Annotated in this window: 19 protein-coding genes and 3 pseudogenes; 8 read left to right on the forward strand and 14 right to left on the reverse strand. The window is 74.4% G+C overall.

Annotation, left to right across the window (positions count from 1 at the left end; genetic code table 11):
* From ACQZOG_RS24265 to ACQZOG_RS24300, 8 genes and pseudogenes are all read right to left on the reverse strand, one after another.
* On the reverse strand, positions 1 to 711 hold the full coding sequence (locus tag ACQZOG_RS24265; protein WP_359595807.1) for a phosphoadenylyl-sulfate reductase: 711 nt from the start codon (positions 709 to 711) through the stop codon (positions 1 to 3).
* Positions 708 to 887 carry a hypothetical protein gene (locus ACQZOG_RS24270; RefSeq protein WP_033273959.1) on the reverse strand — a complete coding sequence of 60 codons (180 nt, stop codon included), beginning with the start codon at positions 885 to 887 and terminating at the stop codon, positions 708 to 710. Before ACQZOG_RS24270 ends, ACQZOG_RS24265 begins: the two co-directional genes overlap by 4 nt.
* Entirely contained in the window at positions 884 to 2,599 is a 1,716-nt protein-coding gene (locus tag ACQZOG_RS24275) for a nitrite/sulfite reductase (RefSeq protein WP_359518008.1), read from the reverse strand. The genes ACQZOG_RS24270 and ACQZOG_RS24275 overlap by 4 nt, the downstream gene beginning before the upstream one ends.
* A gap of 161 nt (positions 2,600 to 2,760) precedes the next feature.
* Complete coding sequence (locus ACQZOG_RS24280) at positions 2,761 to 2,844, reverse strand: putative leader peptide (RefSeq protein ID WP_310887545.1); 84 nt, start codon at positions 2,842 to 2,844, stop codon at positions 2,761 to 2,763.
* Between the two features lie 265 nt (positions 2,845 to 3,109).
* A pseudogene (locus ACQZOG_RS24285) lies at positions 3,110 to 3,604 on the reverse strand (GNAT family N-acetyltransferase); the annotation flags it as partial.
* Positions 3,605 to 3,615: 11 nt separating this feature from the next.
* Positions 3,616 to 4,890 (reverse strand): hypothetical protein, encoded by a 1,275-nt coding sequence (locus ACQZOG_RS24290; RefSeq protein ID WP_037642343.1) that lies wholly within the window; start codon positions 4,888 to 4,890, stop codon positions 3,616 to 3,618.
* A 199-nt stretch (positions 4,891 to 5,089) separates the two neighbouring features.
* A complete protein-coding gene (locus ACQZOG_RS24295) occupies positions 5,090 to 6,364 on the reverse strand; it encodes a GAF domain-containing protein (RefSeq protein WP_203549887.1) in 1,275 nt (424 codons plus the stop codon).
* Between the two features lie 534 nt (positions 6,365 to 6,898).
* The gene (locus tag ACQZOG_RS24300) at positions 6,899 to 8,533 is read right to left on the reverse strand and encodes an acyl-CoA dehydrogenase family protein (RefSeq protein ID WP_406715797.1); all 1,635 of its coding nucleotides are present in this window, start codon (positions 8,531 to 8,533) and stop codon (positions 6,899 to 6,901) included.
* A 90-nt stretch (positions 8,534 to 8,623) separates the two neighbouring features.
* Between ACQZOG_RS24300 and ACQZOG_RS24305 the strand changes: the two genes are divergently transcribed.
* Positions 8,624 to 9,772, forward strand: a complete 1,149-nt coding sequence (locus ACQZOG_RS24305; protein ID WP_051747711.1) for a YihY/virulence factor BrkB family protein — start codon at positions 8,624 to 8,626, stop codon at positions 9,770 to 9,772.
* Positions 9,773 to 9,795: 23 nt separating this feature from the next.
* On the opposite strand, the gene ACQZOG_RS24310 is transcribed toward ACQZOG_RS24305, so the two are convergent.
* Positions 9,796 to 10,635 carry an NAD(P)H-binding protein gene (locus ACQZOG_RS24310; RefSeq protein ID WP_430741799.1) on the reverse strand — a complete coding sequence of 280 codons (840 nt, stop codon included), beginning with the start codon at positions 10,633 to 10,635 and terminating at the stop codon, positions 9,796 to 9,798.
* 81 nt (positions 10,636 to 10,716) lie between these two features.
* Here ACQZOG_RS24310 and ACQZOG_RS24315 point away from each other — a divergent pair, with 81 nt between their 5' ends.
* Both ACQZOG_RS24315 and ACQZOG_RS24320 read left to right on the forward strand, forming a co-directional pair.
* Positions 10,717 to 11,655 carry an AraC family transcriptional regulator gene (locus ACQZOG_RS24315; RefSeq protein ID WP_382001514.1) on the forward strand — a complete coding sequence of 313 codons (939 nt, stop codon included), beginning with the start codon at positions 10,717 to 10,719 and terminating at the stop codon, positions 11,653 to 11,655.
* A 9-nt stretch (positions 11,656 to 11,664) separates the two neighbouring features.
* Positions 11,665 to 12,366: pseudogene (locus ACQZOG_RS24320) on the forward strand (helix-turn-helix domain-containing protein).
* A 13-nt stretch (positions 12,367 to 12,379) separates the two neighbouring features.
* On the opposite strand, the gene ACQZOG_RS24325 reads toward ACQZOG_RS24320, so the two are convergent.
* Positions 12,380 to 12,781 carry a VOC family protein gene (locus tag ACQZOG_RS24325; RefSeq protein WP_058917208.1) on the reverse strand — a complete coding sequence of 134 codons (402 nt, stop codon included), beginning with the start codon at positions 12,779 to 12,781 and terminating at the stop codon, positions 12,380 to 12,382.
* A 197-nt stretch (positions 12,782 to 12,978) separates the two neighbouring features.
* Between ACQZOG_RS24325 and ACQZOG_RS24330 the strand changes: the two genes are divergently transcribed.
* A complete protein-coding gene (locus ACQZOG_RS24330) occupies positions 12,979 to 13,752 on the forward strand; it encodes an SDR family oxidoreductase (protein ID WP_058917209.1) in 774 nt (257 codons plus the stop codon).
* 28 nt (positions 13,753 to 13,780) lie between these two features.
* Here ACQZOG_RS24330 and ACQZOG_RS24335 read toward each other — a convergent pair.
* Positions 13,781 to 14,690: pseudogene (locus tag ACQZOG_RS24335) on the reverse strand (LysR family transcriptional regulator).
* A gap of 101 nt (positions 14,691 to 14,791) precedes the next feature.
* Here ACQZOG_RS24335 and ACQZOG_RS24340 point away from each other — a divergent pair.
* Positions 14,792 to 15,439, forward strand: a complete 648-nt coding sequence (locus ACQZOG_RS24340) for a ThuA domain-containing protein (RefSeq protein ID WP_037642354.1) — start codon at positions 14,792 to 14,794, stop codon at positions 15,437 to 15,439.
* A 243-nt stretch (positions 15,440 to 15,682) separates the two neighbouring features.
* Positions 15,683 to 17,239, forward strand: coding sequence for a carboxylesterase/lipase family protein (locus ACQZOG_RS24345; protein WP_430741800.1), 1,557 nt, complete (start codon positions 15,683 to 15,685; stop codon positions 17,237 to 17,239).
* A gap of 16 nt (positions 17,240 to 17,255) precedes the next feature.
* Here the strand turns inward: ACQZOG_RS24345 and ACQZOG_RS24350 are convergent, their stop codons facing one another.
* On the reverse strand, positions 17,256 to 18,677 hold the full coding sequence (locus ACQZOG_RS24350; protein WP_391605037.1) for a PP2C family protein-serine/threonine phosphatase: 1,422 nt from the start codon (positions 18,675 to 18,677) through the stop codon (positions 17,256 to 17,258).
* 238 nt (positions 18,678 to 18,915) lie between these two features.
* Positions 18,916 to 19,425, reverse strand: a complete 510-nt coding sequence (locus ACQZOG_RS24355) for a hypothetical protein (protein WP_359518022.1) — start codon at positions 19,423 to 19,425, stop codon at positions 18,916 to 18,918.
* Between the two features lie 108 nt (positions 19,426 to 19,533).
* Between ACQZOG_RS24355 and ACQZOG_RS24360 the strand changes: the two genes are divergently transcribed.
* Positions 19,534 to 20,067 carry a 2'-5' RNA ligase family protein gene (locus ACQZOG_RS24360; protein ID WP_430741801.1) on the forward strand — a complete coding sequence of 178 codons (534 nt, stop codon included), beginning with the start codon at positions 19,534 to 19,536 and terminating at the stop codon, positions 20,065 to 20,067.
* Here the strand turns inward: ACQZOG_RS24360 and ACQZOG_RS24365 are convergent.
* The gene (locus tag ACQZOG_RS24365) at positions 20,064 to 20,996 is read right to left on the reverse strand and encodes an ADP-ribosylglycohydrolase family protein (RefSeq protein WP_387757972.1); all 933 of its coding nucleotides are present in this window, start codon (positions 20,994 to 20,996) and stop codon (positions 20,064 to 20,066) included. The two genes, ACQZOG_RS24360 and ACQZOG_RS24365, sit on opposite strands and share 4 nt — an antisense overlap.
* Before the next feature lie 122 nt (positions 20,997 to 21,118).
* Here ACQZOG_RS24365 and ACQZOG_RS24370 point away from each other — a divergent pair, with 122 nt between their 5' ends.
* Positions 21,119 to 21,604 carry a hypothetical protein gene (locus ACQZOG_RS24370; protein WP_033273942.1) on the forward strand — a complete coding sequence of 162 codons (486 nt, stop codon included), beginning with the start codon at positions 21,119 to 21,121 and terminating at the stop codon, positions 21,602 to 21,604.
* Positions 21,605 to 21,610: the final 6 nt, after the last annotated feature.

The raw sequence follows: 21,610 nt of genomic DNA on the forward strand, positions 1-21,610 counted from the left end.
TCAGCCGTGCAGTCCGCACTCGGTCTTGGCGCTGCCCGCCCAGCGGCCGGCGCGGGCGTCCTCGCCCTCCAGCACGCGGCGGGTGCAGGGGGCGCAGCCCACGGAGGCGTAACCGTCCTGGAGGAGCGGGTTGGTGAGGACGCCGTGCTCGGCGACGTAGGCGTCCACGTCGTCCTGGGTCCACCGGGCGATGGGGGAGATCTTCACCTTCCGCCGCTTCTCGTCCCAGCCCACGACCGGGGTGTTCGCCCGGGTCGGGGACTCGTCGCGGCGCAGGCCGGTCGCCCAGGCCAGGTAGTCCTTCAGGCCCTCCTCCAGCGGCCGCACCTTGCGCAGCTTGCAGCACAGGTCCGGGTCGCGGTCGTGCAGCTTCGGGCCGTACTCGGCGTCCTGCTCGGCGACCGTCTGCCGGGGGGTGAGGGTGATGACGTTGACGTCCATCACGGCCTCCACGGCGTCCCGGGTGCCGATGGTCTCGGGGAAGTGGTAGCCGGTGTCGAGGAACACCACGTCCACCCCGGGAAGGGCCCGGGAGGCGAGGTGGGCGACCACCGCGTCCTCCATGGAGGAGGTCACGCAGAAGCGCCTGCCGAACGTGTCGGCCGCCCACCGGAGGATCTCCGGTGCGGAGGCGTCCTCCAGGTCCCGGCCCGCCTGCTCGGCCAGTTCCCGCAACTCGACGGTGCCGCGCTCGTCCGATACGGCCGTCATTCCGGGTCCCCTCCCGTGTCGGATCGGTCCAGACCCCGGGCCAGCAGCCCGAGGAACTTCAGCCGGAAGGCGCGGTTGCAGGCCGCGCACTCCCACGCGCCGTGCCCTTCTTCACTCGGACGCAGGTCCTCGTCGCCGCAGTAGGGGCAGTGGAACGGCGCCGCCCGCTCGCTCACGACAGGGCCTCCTCGGAGGCGCGGGTGGCCCAGGACGCGAACCGCTCGCCGTCCTCGCGCTCCGCCTCGAAGCGCTTCAGCACCCGCTCGATGTAGTCCGGCAGCTCGTCCGCGGTGACCTTCAGGCCGCGCACCTTGCGGCCGAACCCGGCCTCCAGGCCGAGCGCGCCGCCGAGGTGGACCTGGTAGCCCTCGACCTGCTCGCCCCGGTCGTTCAGCACGAGCTGGCCCTTGAGACCGATGTCCGCGACCTGGATACGGGCGCAGGCGTTGGGGCAGCCGTTCAGGTTGATGGTGATCGGCTCGTCGAACTCCGGCATGCGGCGCTCGAGTTCGTCGATCAGCGAGGCGCCGCGCGCCTTCGTCTCGACGATGGCGAGCTTGCAGAACTCGATGCCGGTGCAGGCCATGGTGCCGCGCCGGAACGGCGAGGGGCGGGCGCTGAGGTCCAGCGCCTCCAGGGACTCCACCAGGGACTCGACCTGGGACTCCTCGACGTCGAGGATGATCATCTTCTGTTCGACGGTGGTGCGCACCCGGCCCGAGCCGTGCGCCTCCGCGACGTCCGCGATCTTGGTGAGGGTGGCGCCGTCGACCCGGCCGACGCGCGGCGCGAAGCCGACGTAGAAGCGGCCGTCCTTCTGGCGGTGCACCCCGATGTGGTCGCGCCAGCGCGACACCGGCTCGGCGGGCGCCGGACCGTCGGTCAGCCTGCGCTTCAGGTACTCGTCCTCGAGCACCTGACGGAACTTCTCCGCGCCCCAGTCGGCGACCAGGAACTTCAGCCGGGCGCGGTTGCGCAGCCGGCGGTAGCCGTAGTCGCGGAAGATGGACAGGACGCCCTCGTACACGTCCGGCACGTCCTCGAGCGGCACCCAGGCCCCGAGCCGCACGCCCAGCTTGGGGTTGGTCGACAGGCCGCCGCCGACCCAGAGGTCGAAGCCGGGCCCGTGCTCGGGGTGGCGGACGCCGACGAACGCCACGTCGTTGATCTCGTGCACCACGTCGAGCACCGGCGAGCCGGAGATGGCCGTCTTGAACTTGCGGGGCAGGTTCGAGTACGCCTGGTTGCCCAGGACGCGGCGCTTCATCTCCTCCAGCGCCGGCGTGCCGTCGATGATCTCGTCCTCGGCGATGCCCGCGACGGGGGAGCCGATCATCACGCGGGGCGTGTCGCCGCAGGCGGTGACCGTGGACAGGCCGACGCCCTCCAGGCGGTCCCAGATCTCGGGCACGTCCTCGATGCGGATCCAGTGGTACTGGACGTTCTGCCGGTCCGTGATGTCCGCGGTGCCGCGCGCGAACTCCTGCGAGATCTCACCGACGACGCGCAGCTGCCGGGTGGTCAGCGCGCCGCCGTCGATGCGCACCCGCAGCATGAAGTACTCGTCGTCCAGCTCCTCCGGCTCCAGGATCGCCGTCTTGCCGCCGTCGATGCCGGGCTTGCGCTGGGTGTAGAGGCCCCACCACCGCATGCGGCCGCGCAGGTCGTTGGGGTCGATCGAGTCGAAGCCCCGCTTGGAGTAGATCGTCTCAATGCGTGTCCGCACATTGAGACCGTCGTCGTCCTTCTTGAACTGCTCGTTGCCGTTGAGCGGGGTGAAGTGCCCCGCCGCCCACTGTCCCTCTCCGCGGTGACGGCTCGCCTTGCGGCGGGGGGTCGCGGCGGCAGGCTTCTGCGCGGCGGCAGGCTTCTGCGGGGTGGCGGCCATGGTTGATACGTCCTTCGGGACAGCGGTGGATGGTCTCTCGGCGCGGGGCGCCATGCCGGGGGAGCGGCTCTGACCTGCGTTTACGCGCACGCGGGCAGAGTCGTGCGCGTCCTTGCGCAGCAAAGGATGGGGAGAGGGGTGTCGGGCGCTGCTGGGTGCTCTCAGCGCGCCGGACAGATGGCGCTGGACATGCGGCCGAGGTCGACGTGCCGCCGACTCACCAAGGCGATTCCAGTTCCAGGCATGGCGGAAGCCTGGCACGGCGATCTGGAGGCAGTCCACCGTTATCCGAAATGTGGACACCCTTGTCTCGGCGTGCGAGACAAGGGTGTCCTTGGTCACATGCGGTGCGAGCGGTCTTGCCGGAGCCGCTCAGGCGGAGTAGGCCCCCGGCCACGGGCCCGGCGTGGCCACCTCCGGCTCGTCCTCCACCTTGGTGTCGAACAGCCGGAAACCCCGCCGCAGATAGTTGTCCATGGCGTGCTCGCCGTCCTTGCTGCAGGTGTGCAGCCACACCCGCGTGGTCGGCTTCACCCCCGGCCACCGGTCGGCCAGGTCCCAGGCGCGCGCCACCCCGTACGACAGCAGATGACCGCCGATGCGCCGGCCGCGGAAGGCGGGCAGCAGCCCGAAGTAGAGGATCTCCACGGCCCCCTCGTCCTGCGCCTCCAGCTCCACGTACCCGGCCGGGGTGCCCCGGTCGTGGGCGACCCACGTCTCCACGCCGGGCCGCTCCAGATGCGCCTGCCACCGCGCGTACGACCAGCCGAGCCGGTCGGTCCAGCGGATGTCGCCGCCCACCGACGCGTACAGGAAGCGGCTGAACTCGGGCGAGGGCACCTCGGAGCGGACCACCCGCACGTCCCCCTCCGGCACGGCGGCCGGACGGAGATCGGTGGGCGCGGTCTGCTCCAGGGACCAGGTGGTCACGGAGAGGGTCGTCATGTCCGAAAGACAACCATCCGCCGCACATCCGTGTCGAACGCCTGCCCACAGGCCGGACATCCGTGGGTGCGCTACCGCTCCAGCGCCTCGTCGACCGCCGCCAGCGGCAGCGCGAACAGCATCCGACCCGACTGCGACCACACGTCCCCGGTCGCCTGCCAGTACGACAAGGACGTCGCGGGGCCGCTCCAGCAGCGGTACGTCTCGTCCGCCCCGCAGCGCACCGGGCTCGCGCCCTTCGTGTCCTGCCGCCAGAGTGTGCCGCGTTCCTCCGGCGCGCCCGTGGCACGGCTGACGTACCAGTCGGACCGGTGCGCCAGCACCCCGCGCACCCGCGTCAGCTCTGTCTCGTACACCGCGACCGGCTCCGTCCGCAGCAGCGGGCCGTACCCCGGGCGCGGACCGAACGCGTACCGCCACAGCCGGGTCGGGCCCTCCTCGTCCGGGGCCGTCGCCTCGTGCACCACCAGACCGTGGGGCACGGAGCCGCGGTCCAGGGCGATGCCGCCGGGCCGCGGCGCGTCCGCGCCCGCCGTCGTGTAGGAGGCGACCGCCGGGAGCACGTACCGCGCGCCCGCCGCCGACCAGCCGCCGGGCACCCGCCCCACGGTCCCGGCGTCCACGGTGGCCCGCTGCACCCGGTCCAGGTCGTACACGTACAGCGCGTCGCCCTCGCCCCGGCTTGCCGTGACGAGCAGCTTGTCCTGGTACCAGACCATCCCGGACACGTCGGAGCCCAGCCCGCGGAAGTCCCGCCCGCCGTCCACCGGCACCGCGAGCAGCGCCCAGGTGTAGCGCGGCGTCCGGTCGTCGTCGGCGGCCACGAACGCGATCCGCGCGAGTCCCTGCTCGGCGGGCGTCCCCGAACTGCGGGTCCACCCGGACAGGACCACCCGGTGCGCGCCCCAGCGGCCGTCCTCGTCGGCGTCCCCGGACGTGGTGACCGCGCCGGCCCGCCAGCCGTCGGTGTCCCGCTCCGGCCAGCAGTACGCCGTCGTCACGGCCGGTTCGACGGGCAGCGCCCGCCGGTCCTCGTCCGTGCAGTCGTCGGCGTCCTCCAGGGCCCCGTCCGGGTCGGCGAGGACGGCGCCCACGCCCACGGCGGGACCCATCGACGCGCTGAGACGGTCCAGTTCGGCGCCCGGCACGGCGTGTTCGGTCAGCCGCAGCGGCGCGGTGTCGGCGGCCGCGGTGAGCGGCTTCAGCGCGCCGGGGTCGTCGGCGTCGGTGGCCTGCGAGGTGCTGATCATGGTGGCGGCCGCGGTGAGCGCCAGGGCCGTACCGGCCAGCGTGGCGCGCAGCGCTCTGCCTCTGCGGCGGCGGCGGTGTCTGCCGCGATGCTTCATGACGTCCTCCCGAGCGAGCCAACTGCGTCCGGTGATCCGCGGGTTGACCGTGGAGCAGGTGGGGCGGCCCGTCCCCGGATGCTACGGCAGCCGGACGCCGGACGGGACGAAGACCGTGCAATTTCACGCGCGGGCCGCCCGAGGGCACGTGCCCACGTACAGATGTACCCAGTCGGCGCGGCGGTTTCCGGCCAGATCCTCAGCGCGGGCCGCGCACCAGCCCCGGGGAGGACGCCGTACGCGGGAAGAGGGCCCCGGGACCGTCCGGCAGCACCACCTCCACCTCGGCGGACTCCGTGAAGCGGTACGGCCGGTGCTCGAGGAGCGCCCCCAGATAGCGCCGTACGCGGGACATCTCCGCGCGGACCGTCACCGTGCGGGCCGGGTCGCCGAACACGTCACGGGCCAGGTCGGCGGCGCTGCGGCCCGCCCGGTGCACGGCCAGCAGATACAGCAACTCGGCGTGCCGGGGACTCAGTTCACGCGACCACGCGCCGGCCCCGTCGGACACCCGCACCGACCGGCGCGGCCCGCCCAGGTCCAGCACGATCCGCGCGGCGGGACGCGGCGACGGCTCGTCCGCCGCCCGCACCAGCCACCCCCCGGCGAGCGGCTCCAGCGAGCACCGCCCCAGCGCCGGCAGCCACCGCTCGCCCGCGGACACCGACTTGGGCAGCGCCAGCCGCTCCACGTACGGCATCCCGGTCACCGCCGCCGTCCACCCGTGCCGGTCCACCACCAGCGCCCGCCCGTCGATCCGGGACAGCACCGGCGCGGCCACCGCCCGCAGCCGCTCCAGCGACCGCACGTGCATCTCCCGCAGCCGCGCCTCGGCCAGTTTCGCCACCGAGTCCACCCACGCCAGCGTCGCCGGGTGCATGGACTCCAGCGGACCGCTCACGTCGACCACGCCGATCAGCCGCCCGTCCCGCGGATCGGTCAGGGGCGCGCCCGCGCAGGTCCAGGTGGCGTGCGACCGTACGAAGTGCTCGGAGGCGAAGACCTGCACGGGGCGCCCGGTCACCGCGGGCGTGCCCACCCCGTTGGTCCCGACGACGTCCTCACGCCAGTCCGCGCCGATCTCGAAGCCGAGCCCGTCCGCCTTCCGCAGCACCGGCGCGCTGCCCTCCCGCCACAGCACCCGGCCCTCGTCGTCGGCCACCACCATGATGTGGCGGGCGACGTCCGCGACCGACAACAGCCCCTCGCGCAGCACCGGCAGCACGTGCCGCAGCGGCGAGGCCTCCCGACGCCGCCGCACCTCGTCCATCGACAGCAGCCCGCTGCGCCGGCCGTGGTCGGGGTCCACCCCGCTGCGCAGGACCCGCTCCCAGGACTGCCCGATCACCGGGCGGGGAGGGAGCGGCGCGGGACGCCCCGACAGCGCGGCGGAACGGACCTCGTCGAGCACACGCGCCGCGCGCACGGTGTCGACGGCGGCCAGATGCGACACGTCCATCGGCGAGAGCGCCACCGGACCTCCCGGAAGAAAACCTGTCGGACCCCAATACTGCCGTCTGCCCCGGATGAGGACGCTCAGTACCGGCACGGAGACAGCAAGTTGCAACCCCCTGCAACTCTGGTGACACGAGCGTTCACCGCTTGAAACTTGAGCGACGCCGTCCCGAGCGGCGTGCACGGCTCTTCGGGAGTCCGTGGCGGCGGGGGTGGTGCCGTGTCGGCGCAGCACCACCCCCGCGGCATGCCTGCCGGCGGCTTTCGGCGGGCGCTGACGTGCGGTGCCTCTTGGTGTGCGTCGGCGGGTGCCGGTGCGTTGGGGTTGGTCGCGCGGTTCCCCGCGCCCCTGGGGTGTGACGGCTGGGCGGTGTGCCGTCCCGGGTGCGGCTTGATGTGCGTCGGCGGGTGCGGGTGCGTGGGGGTTGGTCGCGCAGTTCCCCGCGCCCCTGGCTGACCCGGGTGGGGCTTGGTGTGCGTCGGCGGGTGCGGGTGCGTTGGGGTTGGTCGCGCAGTTCCCCGCGCCCCTGGGGTGTGTTCCCCGAGCCGGGTCTCAGGGTTGCGGGTGGGCGCGTTCCACGATGGATGCCAGGTTCAGGGTGTGGGGGAGTGTGCCGAAGGCGGTGCCCGCGTCGCCGGACAGGCGGGCCGCGCAGAACGCGTCCGCCACCTCCGGTGGCGCGTGCCGGACCAGCAGGGAGCCCTGCAGGACCAGCGCCAGGCGTTCCGTCAGCCGCCGCGCCCGCCCCTCGACGCCCTCCAGGTCCGCCAGATCCGTCAGCACGCCCTTGATCGCCGCGTCCAGCCGGTGGTCCGCGCCGCGCGCCTGCCCGACCTCCCGCAGGTACGCGTCCAGCGTCCCCGGGTCACGGCGCAGCGCCCGCAGCACGTCGAGCGCCTGCACGTTGCCCGCGCCCTCCCAGACCGAGTTCAGTGGGGACTCCCGCACCAGCCGGGGCATCCCCGACTCTTCCACGTAGCCGTTGCCGCCGAGGCACTCCGACGCCTCCACCGCGACCGGCGCGCACCGCTTCGGCACCCAGTACTTCGCCGCCGGCACGGCGATCCGCAGCAGCGCCCGCTCCTGCTCGCCGCCGTCGTCGTACGCCGCCGCCAGCCGCAGCGCCAGCGTCGTCGCCGCCTCCGACTCCAGAGCCAGGTCGGCCAGCACGTTCCGCATCAGCGGCTTGTCGATCAGCTTCCCGCCGAACGCCTCCCGGTGCGCGCAGTGGTGCACCGCCTGCGCCACGGCCTGCCGCATCAGCCCCGCCGAGCCCAGCACGCAGTCCAGCCGGGTCGCCGCGACCATCCCGATGATGGTGCGCACCCCGGACCCCTCCTCGCCGACCCGGCGCGCCCACGTCCCGTCGAACTCGACCTCCGCGGAGGCGTTGGAGCGGTTGCCCAGCTTGTCCTTGAGCCGCTGGAGCGCGAACACGTTGCGGGTGCCGTCCTCCAGCACCCGCGGCACCAGGAAGCACGTCAGCCCGCCGGGCGCCTGCGCGAGCACCAGGAAGGCGTCCGACATCGGCGCCGAGCAGAACCACTTGTGCCCGGTCAGCGCGTACGTGCCGTCCTCGGTCAGCGGCCGCGCGGCCGTCGTGTTCGCCCGGACGTCGCTGCCGCCCTGCTTCTCCGTCATCCCCATTCCGAACAGCGCGCCGGGCTTCTGCCCGGCCGGCCGCAGCGCGCGGTCGTAGACCATCGACGTCAGCCGGGGTTCCCACTGAGCGGCCAGCTCGGGGTCGGTGCGCAGCGCGGGCACCGCCGCGTGCGTCATCGACAGCGGGCAGCAGTTGCCCGCCTCCACCTGCGTCCACATCAGGAAGGCCGCGGCCCGCCGCACGTGCCCGCCGGGCCGCCGCCAGGCCGCCGTCAGCCCCGCCGAGACGCCCTTGCCGAGCAGCCGGTGCCAGGCGGGGTGGAACTCGACCTCGTCGATCCGCCGGCCGTACCGGTCGTGGGTGCGCAGCCGCGGCGGGTTCTCGTTCGCCTGTGTCCCCCACTCCTGCACCTGCGCGGATCCGCACGTGTGCCCCAGCGCCGACAGCTCCGCGAGCCCGTCCTCCCGGGCCTCGGGCGTCAGGTGCCGCTCGACCGCCTCCACCAGGGCCCGGTCCGAGCCGAACACGTCGTACTGGACGAGCGGCGGAACCTGGTTGGTCACGGTGTGCGTGGTGCCTGCCATGGGGCGAACCTACCCCGCCCTCCGCCCCGCATCACGCGAGGACCGGGCCTGTGGGTGAGTGGCGCCGGGCGTGGCGGATACCTTTGGTTCGTGCAGCCAGCAAGTGAATCCCCAGACGCGCCGTCCGGTCGCCTCCACCGGGCCCGCGCCCTGTACCGGAACGTGTCCAAACGCAGGACGGCCTGGCTGCTGCTCAAGGACACCGTCAACTCGTGCATGGAGTACCGCATCCTGGGCCTGGCGGCCGAGGCGGCGTTCTTCACGCTGCTGTCGGTGCCCCCGCTGCTGCTCAGCCTCGTCGGCCTGCTCGGCTACGTCGACGCGTGGACCGGCGCCGACACCATCCAGAGCGTGCAGCGCAACCTCCTCGACGCCTCCCGCACGGTGCTGTCCGACCGGGGCGTCACCGAGGTCGCGGAGCCGATCCTGAGAGACGTCACCAAAGGGGGCCGCCCCGACGTGATCTCGCTGGGCTTCCTGATCGCCGTGTGGTCGGGCTCCCGCGCGGTGAACGTCTTCATCGACACCATCACCGTCATGTACGGCCTCGACGGCGTCCGGGGCATCGTCAGGACCCGGCTGCTCGCCTTCCTGCTGTTCATCGTGGCCCTGCTGATCGGCTCGGTCGCGCTGCCGCTGATGGTCGCGGGACCGGACGCGGTGGTGGACATCGTGCCCTGGTCGACGACGGTCGTGCAGATCCTGTACTGGCCGGTCGTCATCCTGCTCTCCGTGGCCTTCCTGACCACGCTCTACCACGTCTCCGTGCCCGTGCGGTCCCCGTGGATCGAGGACGTGCCGGGCGCGCTGGTCGCCCTCGCCATGTGGGTGCTGGGCAGTTTCCTGCTGCGCATCTACCTCACGAACACCGTCGAGGGCCCCACCATCTACGGCTCCCTCGCGGCCCCCGTGGCCGTGCTGCTGTGGATCGGCGTGTCCGCGTTCGCCGTGCTCGTGGGGGCGGCCGTCAACGCGGCCATCGACCGGGTGTGGCCGGCCGCCGCCACCGCCGCGGCCCGCGAGGCCAACGAGCGGCAGCGGCAGGCGCAGGTCGCCGAGTACGTCGCCCGCACCACCGCGTCCGGGGACGCGGACCCCGACATGCCCTCCGAGTTCCCCGAACGCTGGTCGCGCTTCCTGCCCCCCGAGGACGTCACGGCCCGGCTCCGTACCCACTCCAAGTCCGCCCAGCCCCGCAACGGGGACGGCCCGGGCCACGACGACCGGCACCGCGACTGACGCGAGGTGTTCCGGCGGGTGGCTCACTCCGTCCAGGAGCCGTCCGCCGCCGCCTCCCGCACGACGTCGGAGAAGTCCCGCGGCTCCCGGCCGAGCACCTGCCGCACCCCGTCCTCCACGCCCGCGTTGCGCCCGTCGAGCAGGGTCGCGAACACCTCGACGAGGAACGCGGCCTCCTCGCCCGGCACCCCGAACCCGGTCAGCGTCTCCCGGTAGGAGTCCGCCGGCACCGCCCGGTACGTCAGCGGCCGTCCCGTCGCCCGCGCGACCTCCGCCACCGCCTCCGCCCAGGTGAGCGGCCGCGGCCCGGTCACGGTCAGTGTCCGCCCCGCGTACCGCGCCCCTCCGGCCAGCGCGGCCACCACCACCTCCGCGACGTCCCGCACGTCGACGAACGGCTCCGCCACCTCGCCCGCCGGGAACACCAGCTCCCCGCCCCGCAGCTCCTCGGCCAGCGGCCCCTCCGAGAAGTTCTGCGCGAACCACGCCGACCGCACCACCGTCCAGTCCGCGCCGGACGCCCGCAGCGCCTCCTCCGCGGGCAGCGCCTGGTCCTCGCCCCGCGCGGACAGCAGCACCAGCCGCCGCACCCCCGCGCCCAGGGCGGTCTCCGCCAGCTCGCCGACCGCCTCCGCCGTCCCCGGCGCCCCGACGTCGGCCGGGTGCACCAGATAGGCCGCGTCGGCCCCGCGCAGCACGCCCTCCCACGTCGTGCGGTCCGCCCAGTCGAAGCCGGTCGCCCGCGACGCCGGCCGCACCGTCATCCCGGCCGCCTCCGCGGCCCGCGCCACCCGGCTCCCGGTCCGCCCGGAAGCTCCGGTGACCACCAGTGTCATGACCTTCGCAGATGTCGTCCTGTCCATGTCTCCGAGTCAACTGCCGCCGCCCGCGCGGAACCATCGTCGAGCGACGCGCCCGCATACGCCCGCGTCTACGCTGACCCCATGGACGCACTCACCGGTCTGCTGGAGGGCCCCCGCGCCCGCGGCGCGTTCATGATCCGGGCGTGCTTCGACCCGCCGTGGGCCGTGCGGGTGGAGGACCGCGCCCCGCTGACGGTGATGCTCCTCGTACGCGGCGACGCCTGGCTGCTGCCCGACCGGCGCGAACCGGTCCGGCTGCGCGCCGGCGACCTCGCCGTCGCCCGCGGCCCCGACCCGTACACCTGCGCCGACGCGCCCGGCACCGCCCCGCAGGCGCTGATCCTGCCCGGCGGCCGGTGCCACTACCCCGACGGACGGCCCCTCAACGGCTCGATGGACCTCGGCGTCCGCACCTGGGGCGACCGCCCCGACGGCGGGACCTTGCTGCTCATCGGCACCTACCAGCTGCGCGGCGAGATCGGCGGCCGGCTCCTCGACGCGCTGCCGCCGGTGCTCTCCCTCGGCGCCGACGTGTGGGAGTGCCCGCTCACCCCACTGCTGATGGAGGAGGTCGGACGGGACGCCCCGGGTCAGGAGGTCGTCCTGGACCGGCTGCTCGACCTTCTCGTCATCGCCGCCCTGCGGGCCTGGTTCGCCCGCCCCGAGGCGGAGCCGCCCGCCTGGTACGAGGCCCTGTCCGACCCGGTCGTCGGCCCGGTGCTGCGGCTCCTCCAGGACGACCCGGCCCGCCCCTGGACCGTCGCCGGGCTCGCCGGGAAGGCCGGCGTCTCCCGGGCCGCGCTCGCCCGCCGCTTCACCCGGCTCGTCGGCGAACCCCCGATGTCCTACCTCACCGGCTGGCGGCTCGCCCTCGCCGCCGACCGGCTGCGCGACACCGACGACACCCTCGCCGCCGTCGCCCGGCAGGTCGGCTACAGCAGCGCCTTCGCCCTCTCCACCGCCTTCAAGCGGGCCTACGGCGTCAGTCCGCAGGAGTGGCGGAACCGGGCCGCCGCGTAGCCTGGACCCGTGTACAGGGAGCGCGCGTCACGGCTGCCGGGCGCGGCCGTGTGAACCAGCGTCCCCGCCGGCGGGGACGGGCCGGGCCGGGTGCTGCCGGACGGCTGCATGGACCTGCTGTGGCACGACGGCCGTCTGCTGGTCGCCGGCCCCGACACCCACGCCTACGTCGACGGGAGCTCCGCCGGGCCCTGGTCCGGGATCCGCTTCCACCCCGGCACCGCGCCCACGCTGCTGGGCGTGCCCGCGCACGAACTGCGCGACCGGCGGGTGGAGCTGGCCGATCTGTGGCCGGCGGCGGAGGTGCGGCGTGCGACCGCCCGTGTGCACGGCGCACACCACCCGGCGCGCGGCCTCGAGGACGTCGCCCTCCGCCTGGCCGCGTCGGCCGGCCCGCCCGACCCGCTGCTGACCCGCCTCGTCGCGGCCCTCGACGCGGGCCGCCCGGTCGCGGGGACGGCGGACGCCCTGGGGCTGGGCGCACGCCAGTTGCACCGCCGTTCGCTCGCCGCCTTCGGCTACGGGCCGAAGACCCTGGCCCGCATCCTCCGCATGCGCCGCGCCCTGGCCCTGGCCCACGCGGGCGTCCCCTTCGCGGAGACCGCGGCCCGCGCCGGCTACGCGGACCAGCCTCATCTGTCGCGCGAGGTGAGGAGCCTGACGGGGGTGGCGCTGCGGGAGCTGGTGCCGCCTCCCGGCGCGGCCTCGTGACGCGGCCGTGAGGTCAGCCGCCCGTGGGGAGCGGGGAGAAGAGGTCCACCCCGTTGCCGTCCGGGTCGAGCACGACGGCGTACCGCTGCCCCCACACCGCGTCCCACGGCTTCAGCTCGGCACGGACGCCGGACTCCACCAGCTCCGCGAACAGCGCGTCGACCTCCGAGGGGCTGTCGCACCGCACGGCCAGGGAGGTCCGGCCCTCTCCCGACGGCGGCCGCCACCCCGGGCGGAACGACCGGACCATCTCCTCGGTGTCCAGCAACAGCCGCATCCCGCCCGGCAGTTCCGCCTCCACATGTCCCTCCGCCTCGGCCCCTTCCGGGAACGCCGGCCCGAGCCGCCGGTAGAAGGCGACGGAGGCGGCCATGTCCGAGACGACCGTTCCGATGGCATCGAATCGTGTGCTCATGCGGCCGACGGTAGGGCGGGGACCGCCGGGGCGTCTTGAACGAATCGGACACGGGTCCAGGCGAACGGCATAGGCGCCGCCTATACCCTCCGCTCGCTTTTCGTCTTTGATTCTCGTTTCCGTGCGCACGTACGGTCTTTTTCGTCGCACCCCATTCCTCACTTCCGCGGATTTCCCGCCGACGAAAGGACCGCCGTATGTCCCTCGCACCGCACAACGAAAAGGCCGCCGAAACGCGTGAACTCACCGGAAGGCGCGCCCTCGTCACGGGCGGCACCCGGGGTATCGGGGCGGCCGTCGTGCGCCGGCTCCTCGACGCGGGCGCCGACGTCCTCACCACCGCTCGCTCGGCCTCCGGCACCGTGCCGCAGGGCGCCCGGTTCACGCGGGCCGACGTGCGCACCCGCGAGGGCGCGGAGGCGCTCGCGGAGGCCGTGCGGGACGGGCTGGGCGGCGTGGACGTCGTCGTCCACAACGCCGGCGGCGCCGCGCCGCACCCAGGCGCCCTGGCCATCCCGGACGCTCAGTGGCAGGAGGCGCTGGACCTCAACTTCCTGTCGGCGGTACGGCTGGACGCTCTGCTCGCGCCGGGGATGCGGGAGCGGCGCGCGGGGGCGATCGTGCACGTGTCGTCGGCCGTGGTGCCCGTTCCCGGCCCGTTGTTCCTGCACTACACGGCGGCCAAGGCGGCCCTGGAGAACTACAGCCGCGGGCTGGCCGCCGAGCTGGCGCCCGACGGCGTGCGGGTCAACACCGTGACCCCGGGCCGCACCGCCACCCCCGGCGGTGAGGAGACGCGCAGGCAGTGGGCCGCCCTGAGCGACACCACCGGCGCCACGGCGACCCCGCCGCTCGGCCGCGAGGGCCGGCCGGACGACATCGCCCAGGCGGTGCTGTACCTCGTCTCCGACCGGGCGAGCTGGGTCACCGGCACGAATCTCGTCGTGGACGGCGGAGAATTCCCGCGCTGAATGCGCGGCGGGTCCGCGGTCGGCCGCGTCAGGAATTCCGGGAAACGGACACGGTTTCCGGGGCGGACCGAGGCCATTCCTCGTTCCGCAGAAGGTCGAGCAGCGTCCTTTCCGCCGGTCCCGCGTCCTGCCGGAGCACGGCGATGACCGGCCGGTGGAGGGCCGGACGCACCGGGCGTACGACGTGCTCGTGACCGGGCGGCACCGCCGACGCGGGCAGCAGCGTCACGCCCAGCCCCTCGGCGGCCCAGCGCACGGCCGTCGCCGCCTGGGACACCCGGGCGGCGGTGGCCGGTGTCAGCCCGTGGTCCCGGACCACCTCCACCAGGACGGCGTCGAGCGTGCTGTCCCGGTCGAACCGCACCCACGGCTCACCCTTCAGTTCGGCCAGCTCGACCCGCTCCGATGCCAGTCGCGGGTGCCCCTCGCCGAGCACCACGACCAACTCCTCGTCGCCGAGGCGGTGGGCGTCGGACGGGGTGCGGTCGCAGGCCGCCATCAGTGCGAAGTCCAGCGCCCCCCCGGCGGCACAGCCGGTCCAGCTCGGCGACGCTGGGCTCCTCGAAGACGGTGATCTCCAACCGGGGGTAGCGGCGCCGCAGTTCGCCCAGGGCGCGGGGCAACTGGCGGGTCCCGAAGCCCATCTGCACGGCGACCACCAGCTCGCCCGCCAGGTCCTCGGCGCCGGCCCGCGCGGTAGCCCGCGCCCGGCGGGACGCGGTCACGGCGACCTCCGCCTCCCGCAGGAACGCCCGGCCGACCGTGGTGGGCACCAGCCCGGTCGGCGTGCGGGCGAACAGCCGCACCCCGAGCTCCCGCTCGAGGCCGCGGATCTGCTGGGACACCGACGGCTGGGCCACGCGCAGCCGTTCGGCGGCCGCGGTCACCGAGCCCTCCTCGGCGACGGCCAGGGCGTACTCGTACTGGCGCAGGCTCATCGGCTCCGGCGTCCCCTTCTCCCGGTGCGGCGCGCTGACCGCCGTCGTAGGCGTGGGGCCCCGCGGCCGGGGGCCGCGCACGCGCGCGTAGGCTCCCGCGCATGGCCGACCCCGCGCTCCTCGTCCACACCCGCACAACCGACTACCGGCACGAGTCCATTCCGGCCGGCATCGCCGCCCTGCGTGCCCTCGGCGGTTTCGAGGTCCACGCCCGCGAGGATCCGGCGGCGCTGGAGGAGCCGCTCGACCGGTACGCGGCGGTCGTGTTCCTCTCCACCAGCGGCGACGTGCTCACCCCGGCCGGGCGCGAGCGGCTCGCGGCCTACGTCGAGGGCGGCGGCGGCTTCGTCGGCGTGCACGCGGCGGCCTGCACGGAGTACGGCTGGCCGTACTACGGCGAGCTCCTCGGCGCCCGCTTCGCCGGCCACCCCCCGGTGCAGCCCGGCCGCGCCCTCGTCGAGGACCACGACCACCCGGCGACCCGTCACCTGCCTCCCGTCTGGGAGGTGACCGACGAGTGGTACGACTTCCGGACCAGCCCGCGGCCCTCCGTGCGCGTCCTGCTCTCCGCCGACGAGTCGTCGTACGACGGCGGCGCCATGGGCGACGACCACCCGCTGGCCTGGTGCCGTACGCAGGGCGAGGGCCGCGTCTTCTACACGGCGCTCGGCCACACCGTCGAGGCCTATGAAGACCCGCTCTTCCTCGCCCATCTGCGCGGCGGGATCACCTGGGCCACGGACCGCTGACCTCCCGCCACGGCGCTGTGCGCGCGCACCCCACCGGGTCGTCCCGCCGCCCGCGCGTGCCCCGTTCGGCCCAACGGCCCCCGGCCTCTCCCGCCCGGCGGGGAGGCCCTCCCCGCCGGCGATTCACGGCCGCGGGACGGGAAGAACCCCGGCATGCGGCCGTGAGGGCGGGCCGTCCCGGGAGGAATAGCGGGGGACGGTGTGATGCTCTTGTTGTTACCGACGGGTTCGGGTGGTGGGCGTATGACGGCAGCGGGAGAGCGGGCGATGCCCCAGGTCACGACGGCGTACGGCGCCGTGCGGGGGCGGTGGGAGAAGACGGTCGCCGTGTTCCGCGGCATCCCCTACGCCGCGCCCCCGTTCGGGCCGCGCCGCTTCCGGCCGCCCGTGCCGCCGGAGCCGTGGGACGGAGTGCGGGACGCCGGCGCGTTCGGCCCCACCGCGCCGAAACCGCCGTACAGTCCCGCCTTCGCCGCGTACCTCTCCGACCCCGACATCGACGGCGACGACTGTCTCAACCTGAACGTCTGGACCCCCGACCCGTCCCCGGGCGTCCGGCTGCCCGTCCTGGTGTGGCTGCACGGCGGCGCGCTGACCAGGGGTTCCTCCGCGGTCCCGGTGTACGACGGCAGCACCTTCGCCCGTGACGGCGTCGTCTTCGTCTCCCTGAACTACCGCCTCGGCGTGGAGGGCTACGGCCTCTTCCCGGACGCCCCCGCCAACCCCGGGCTGCGCGACCAGCTCGCCGCGCTGCGATGGGTGCACGAGAACATAGCCGCGTTCGGCGGCGACCCCGGCCGGGTCACCCTGGCCGGCCAGTCCGCCGGAGCGATCAGCGCGGGCGCGCTGGTCGCCGCACCGCAGTCCCAGGGCCTGATACGGCGGGCCGTCCTGCAGAGCGGACCGCCCGAGTCCACGGAGCGGGACAAGGTGCGGCGCATGGTCCGCCGGATGGCCGCCCGCCTCAAGGTGCCCGCCACCGCCGAGGCCTTCGCCGCCGTCGGCCGCGAGCGGCTGCTGCGCGCCCAGGCCGACGTCGGCCGGCTCGGCAGTCCGCTGCTCGGCGGCCCCGCCTTCGGCATCGTCGTCGACGGCGACCTCGTCCCGCGCGACCCCCTGGACGCCCTCACCGACGGCGCGGCCCCCGGCGTCACCCTGATGACCGGCTGGACCCGCGACGAGTACCGGCTCTGGCTGGTCCCCGGCGGCCTGACCGAACGCATCGACCGTCTCGGCCCGGTCGCCCTCGCAGGCGCGATGGCCCGCTGCCGCTGCGGCAGCGAGGTCCCGCGCGGCTACCGCGCCCTGCGCCCCGGCGCCGGCACCGCCGAGACCGTCGGCCAGATGGTCACCGACCACCTGCTGCGCAACCCCGTGCACCGGCTGTCCGACGGCCGCGCCGAACCCTCGTACGTCTACGAGTTCGCCTGGCCCTCCGACCGCCCCGGCATGGGCGCCTGCCACGCCCTGGAACTGGGCTTCGTCTTCGACAGCGGGGACAGCCCCGACGCCCGCAAGCTCGCCGGCGAGGGCGCCCCGCAGGAGCTGGCGGACGCCATGCACGGGGCGTGGGTACGGTTCGTCACCGACGGCACCCCCGGCTGGGAGCCGTGGGGCCCGCACCACCCGGTCCAGGTGTACGGCGACGGCGCCCCGCACGTCGTGCACGGCCCCCGCGACCGCGAACTCGCCCTGTGGACCGCCCCTGGCGCCGAGCGGGCCGCGCGGACACCGCAGTCGCCGGAGCTGCGCGCGGTCATCCGGCGCCTGCGCCGCAACGGGGCGCTCCGCCGCACCTGAGGCCGCACGGCGCCGCTCAGACGGCCGGATCCCCCGGTGGGCCCGGCTCCGGACAGCGCGTACTGGCCGGGATCCGCAGCGCGAGCAGCGCCATGTCGTCCTGGCCGTCGCTCGGGTGGTGTTCCGCCAGCACCCGCACGAACTCCTTCAGCGGACGCTCCGCGTGGGTGGCGGCGAGGTCCGCCAGGGCGGTCAGGCCCTCGTCGATGGAGTGCGCGTGGTGCTCGACCAGCCCGTCGGTGAAGAACAGCAGGATCGAACCCGCGGGCAGCTCGTGCGTGTGGTCGGGGCGCGCGATGCCGGTGCTCACCGCGAGCGGCACACCCGGCTCGGCGTCCAGGTACTCCGTCTCCAGATCCGGGGTGATCAACAGCGGGGGGAAGTGCCCCGCGGTGCTCCAGCGCAGCACCCAGCCGGTCTCGTGCGGCTCGATCCGGGCCAGACAGACCGTGGTGACCGGGATGTCCGCGGTGGCCTGCAGGGTGCGGTCCAGCTGGACGAGGACCTCGCTGGGCGGGGTGCGGCGGTCGTAGAGCAGCGCGCGCAGCATGCTGTGGATCCGGGCCATGGCGGCGGCCGCGTCCAGGTCGTGGCCGCCGACGTCCCCGATGACCACGCCGACCGAGTCGTCGGGCAGCACCATCGCGTCGTACCAGTCGCCGCCGAGCCGGCTGGGCTGCGTGGCCGGCCGGTACACGGTGGCCGCCTCGAAGGGGCTCAGGTCGGGGAGGGCGGGCAGCAGCAGCCGCTGGAAACGCTCGGCGCTCTCCCGTACCTGCCCGAACAGGCGCGCGTTCTCGATGGCGATGCCGGCCGCGCCGGCCAGGGAGACGACGACGTCCTCGTCCTCCCGGTCGAACGGCCGGCCGTCGTACCGCTCCGAGAGGTACAGGTCGCCGTAGATCTCGCCGCGGACGCTGATGGCCACGCCGAGGAGCGTCCGCATCGGGGGATGGCCCGGCGGGAAACCGGCGGAGGAGGGGTGCCCGGGGATGTTCTCGACGCGCAGCGGCTCGGGGTCCTGGATCAGCAGGCCGAGCACACCGCGGCCGTGCGGGAAGGGGATCCCGGCGAGCGCGGCGCGCTCCTCCTCGCTCAGCCCGGCGGTGATGAACTCCTTCAGGTACTCACCGGACTCGTGGAGCACGCCCAGGGCGCCGTAGCGGGCGCCGACCAGGTCCATCGCGGTGGTGACGATCCGCCGCAGCACGGCGGACAGGTCCAGCTCGCCGCTGATCGCGAGGACGGCGTCGAGCAGCCCCTGCAGCCGGTCCTTGGCGTCGGCCAGGGCCCGCAGTTGGGTGCCGATCCGTTCCAGCTCGCTGTCGAGATGGAGCCGGAGGTCGGGGACCCGGGGTGGCTCGAACGGCTGGGGTGGCTCCGGGGCGGAACCGGCGCCCTCCCGGTCCCCCTCGTCCCGTGCGTCCTGCTCGTTCAACGCGTCCACCTCGGCGTCACCCCTTGGGCAGCCGCACGCCGGCCCCGGCTGCTCCGCCCGTCCAGCCCTCCACGCGAGGGGTACACCCGGCCTCCCGACACGCCCGTGATCGAACAAAACCACAGCATGACACGGGCAAAGCGGGCATTTCTCCTATTGGTAGGCCATCGGCATGCCGCGCGGGCGCCCCCGGCCCGCCCGCCGACGGCCTCGTCGAGGTCCGCGTCCCGGCGCCCGCTCAGGAAACCGGCGCGATACGGAGCACCGCGGTCCTGCCGTGCACCTCGACGACGGTGACGCGCATGACGTCGTTGAGGGTCGCGGCGGGTCCCGTGCCGCACCGCAGCCGCACACCCCCGCCGCCCTGCGACGTGACGCCGCCGCCACCGGAGCATCCGGCGATGCTGTATCCCGACCCGTGGACCGGGGCGACCATCTCGACGTCGTCCCCACCGACCGCGGTGACCTCGATGGGCCCGAAACCGTACGACGCGGGAACCTCGACGACGTCCCCGGCGGCGACGGTGACCTCGCACGAGCCGTCGGCGCAGGGGCCGGTGGGGGAGGGCGAGGGGGAGGGGGAGGACGTGGGCGTGCCGGACGCGGAGGCGGAGGCGCCGCTCCCGCCCGCGGTCCGGCCCGCACGTCCATCGGCACCGTCACCGTCACCGAAGGAGCAGGAAGCGAGCGAGAGTACGGCCGCGCCAACGGCGGCGAGGGCGAAGGAGGTTGTCGATGTGCGCACCATGCCTGCCATTGAAGGGGCGGACGGGACGGATACCGCCGACGTTGACCCACCCGCAACGCGCTGTTCGATGCGGGAGGGGGCGCACCGGCGCACACGTAGGCTTTGGCGGTGCGCACAGTGGAACTGTTGTTGGACGAGGCGGCGGAGTCGACGGTGCAGGAGGCCTGGCGGCGGCTGGCGGACGCCGGGCTGCCGAGTCAGGCGCGGCACCGCTCACCGACCAACCGCCCGCACCTCACGCTGGCCGCCTGCCCCGAGCTGACGGCCCCGATCCGGTGGGAACTGGCCGAGGCGGCAGCCGCGTTGCCCCTGCCGGTGCGCTTCGCGGGCCTGATCCGCTTCGAGCGGCCCACGTCCGTCCTGGCCTGGTCGCTGGAGCTCGACGCCACGCTGACCGACCTGCACCGGAGGGTGTGGGACGCGGTGACCTCGGACAACCGCCCCGAGAGCCTCAACCCCCTGCACGCGCCGGACAACTGGAGCCCTCACGTCACCCTCGGCCGCACCCGCCGCCCCGGCGCCTTCACCGGCCGCCGCATCCCGGAACTCCTCCCCCCGCCCCCGCTGTCGGCCCGCCTCACCACGTTGCGCAGCTTCGACACGGAGACGGGGACGCTGGAGATCCTCTCGCCGAGGCCCTAGGAGGACGCGTGCTCACCCTCGCGGGTGTCGAGCGGCGGCAGCGGTTCGCGCGCCGTGTGCCACGCGGGCGGAAGGCCGTCGACGCCGGTGCGGGCCGCGACGACGCCTCCCGCGACGGCACAGGTGGTGTCGATGTCGCCCCGCCCGCCGACCGTGACCCACATAGTTTCGTGCAGGTCGTCGAGGTGCCCCGCCGCGCACCACAGCGCGTAGGGGACGGTGTCGGGCCCCGACATCCGGTAGCCGGAGCCGAGGACCTCCGCGGCGTGCCGCACCGACGTGTGCTCCGGCATCCGGGCCGCGATCCGCACCCCCGAACGGACGTCGCTGTCGGGAAGCCGTTCCGCGACCGCCCGGAGGAAGTCGGGCCGGGCCGGCGCGGGGCCGCCCCGGCTGCGGGCCGCCAGCGCCGCGGCCAGGGCGACCGCCACCGCGCCGGTGACCGCCTCCGGGTGGTGGTGGGACACCGCGCTCTGACGGGCGGCCTGCTCGGCGGCCTCATCCAGGTCGCCGCTGTGCCAGGCGCCCAACGGGGCGGCGCGCATGGCCGCGCCGTTGCCCCAGGAACCCTGGCCGCCGAACTGCCCGGCCACGACCTCGTTCCAGGGCTCCCCGGCCTGGATCCGGCGCAGCACGTCATGCATCGAGGCGCCGTAACCGCGGTGCGTGTCCTCGGCGTACGCCGCTGCGAAACTCAGGGCCAGACGGTCCTGGTCGACGATGCCGCCGCCCTCGGCGAGCTCCCGGACGAGGACGACCGCCTGGGCGGTGTCGTCGGTCCACCGCCACAGCGGTTCCAGGGGCGGCGTCCGCGCGTCGAGGGCTGCCCTCCCTTGGCGACGCAGGATGCCGAACCAGCGGTCACCGAAGGCGTCGCCGAACGCGAGGCCCTGCAACGAATCCAGTACGGCGGCGGGCACGTTGGTCATCGGAGCAGTGTCGCAGGGGCCGCTCCGCGCCGCCGAGCGGCGTAGACTCCCCGTTCCGCCTGACGGGGGGTCACGGAGTGGTCGTCGCACGGACAGTCGCCGGAGCCGGTTCGCTGTTGGCCATGATCGGTGTGTCCGGCTGCGGACTTCTGTGGAGCTGCACCGACTCGACCGCGGAGCGCGGGGAGGCGGATGTGCGGGTGGAGATCGTGGACACCGACGAGCGGCCCGTCGGCATCACCGCCGAAGTGACCGGCTGGCGGCGCGACCCCCACCCGCAGGTGCCCGAGGAAGGCGACGAGATCCACTTCGACGTCCGCTTCGAGGGCCCCGGGCGGGGGATCGGCCCCGCGGTCGACGCCTGCGCGGTGGACGACGACCGCGTGGTGTTGGGCTGTCAGAGGGTCTCTGCAGACATGGACTTCGGCTGGGACACCACCGACACCGGCGACGGGTACCTCGCGGTCGACCACCCCGAACGGGTCGCCGCGGTCCTGCTGGTCCCCAACGACCAGTCGACCCACGACCGGCGTACCTGCGAGGACGACATCAAGGACGGAGGCGGGGTGCACCCGCCGGACGCGCCCGAGCCGGGGGAGCAGCTGTAACTGCCG

The sequence above is a fragment of the Streptomyces sp. P13-3-3 genome (assembly GCF_050571355.1).
Lineage (GTDB): Bacteria > Actinomycetota > Actinomycetes > Streptomycetales > Streptomycetaceae > Streptomyces > Streptomyces althioticus.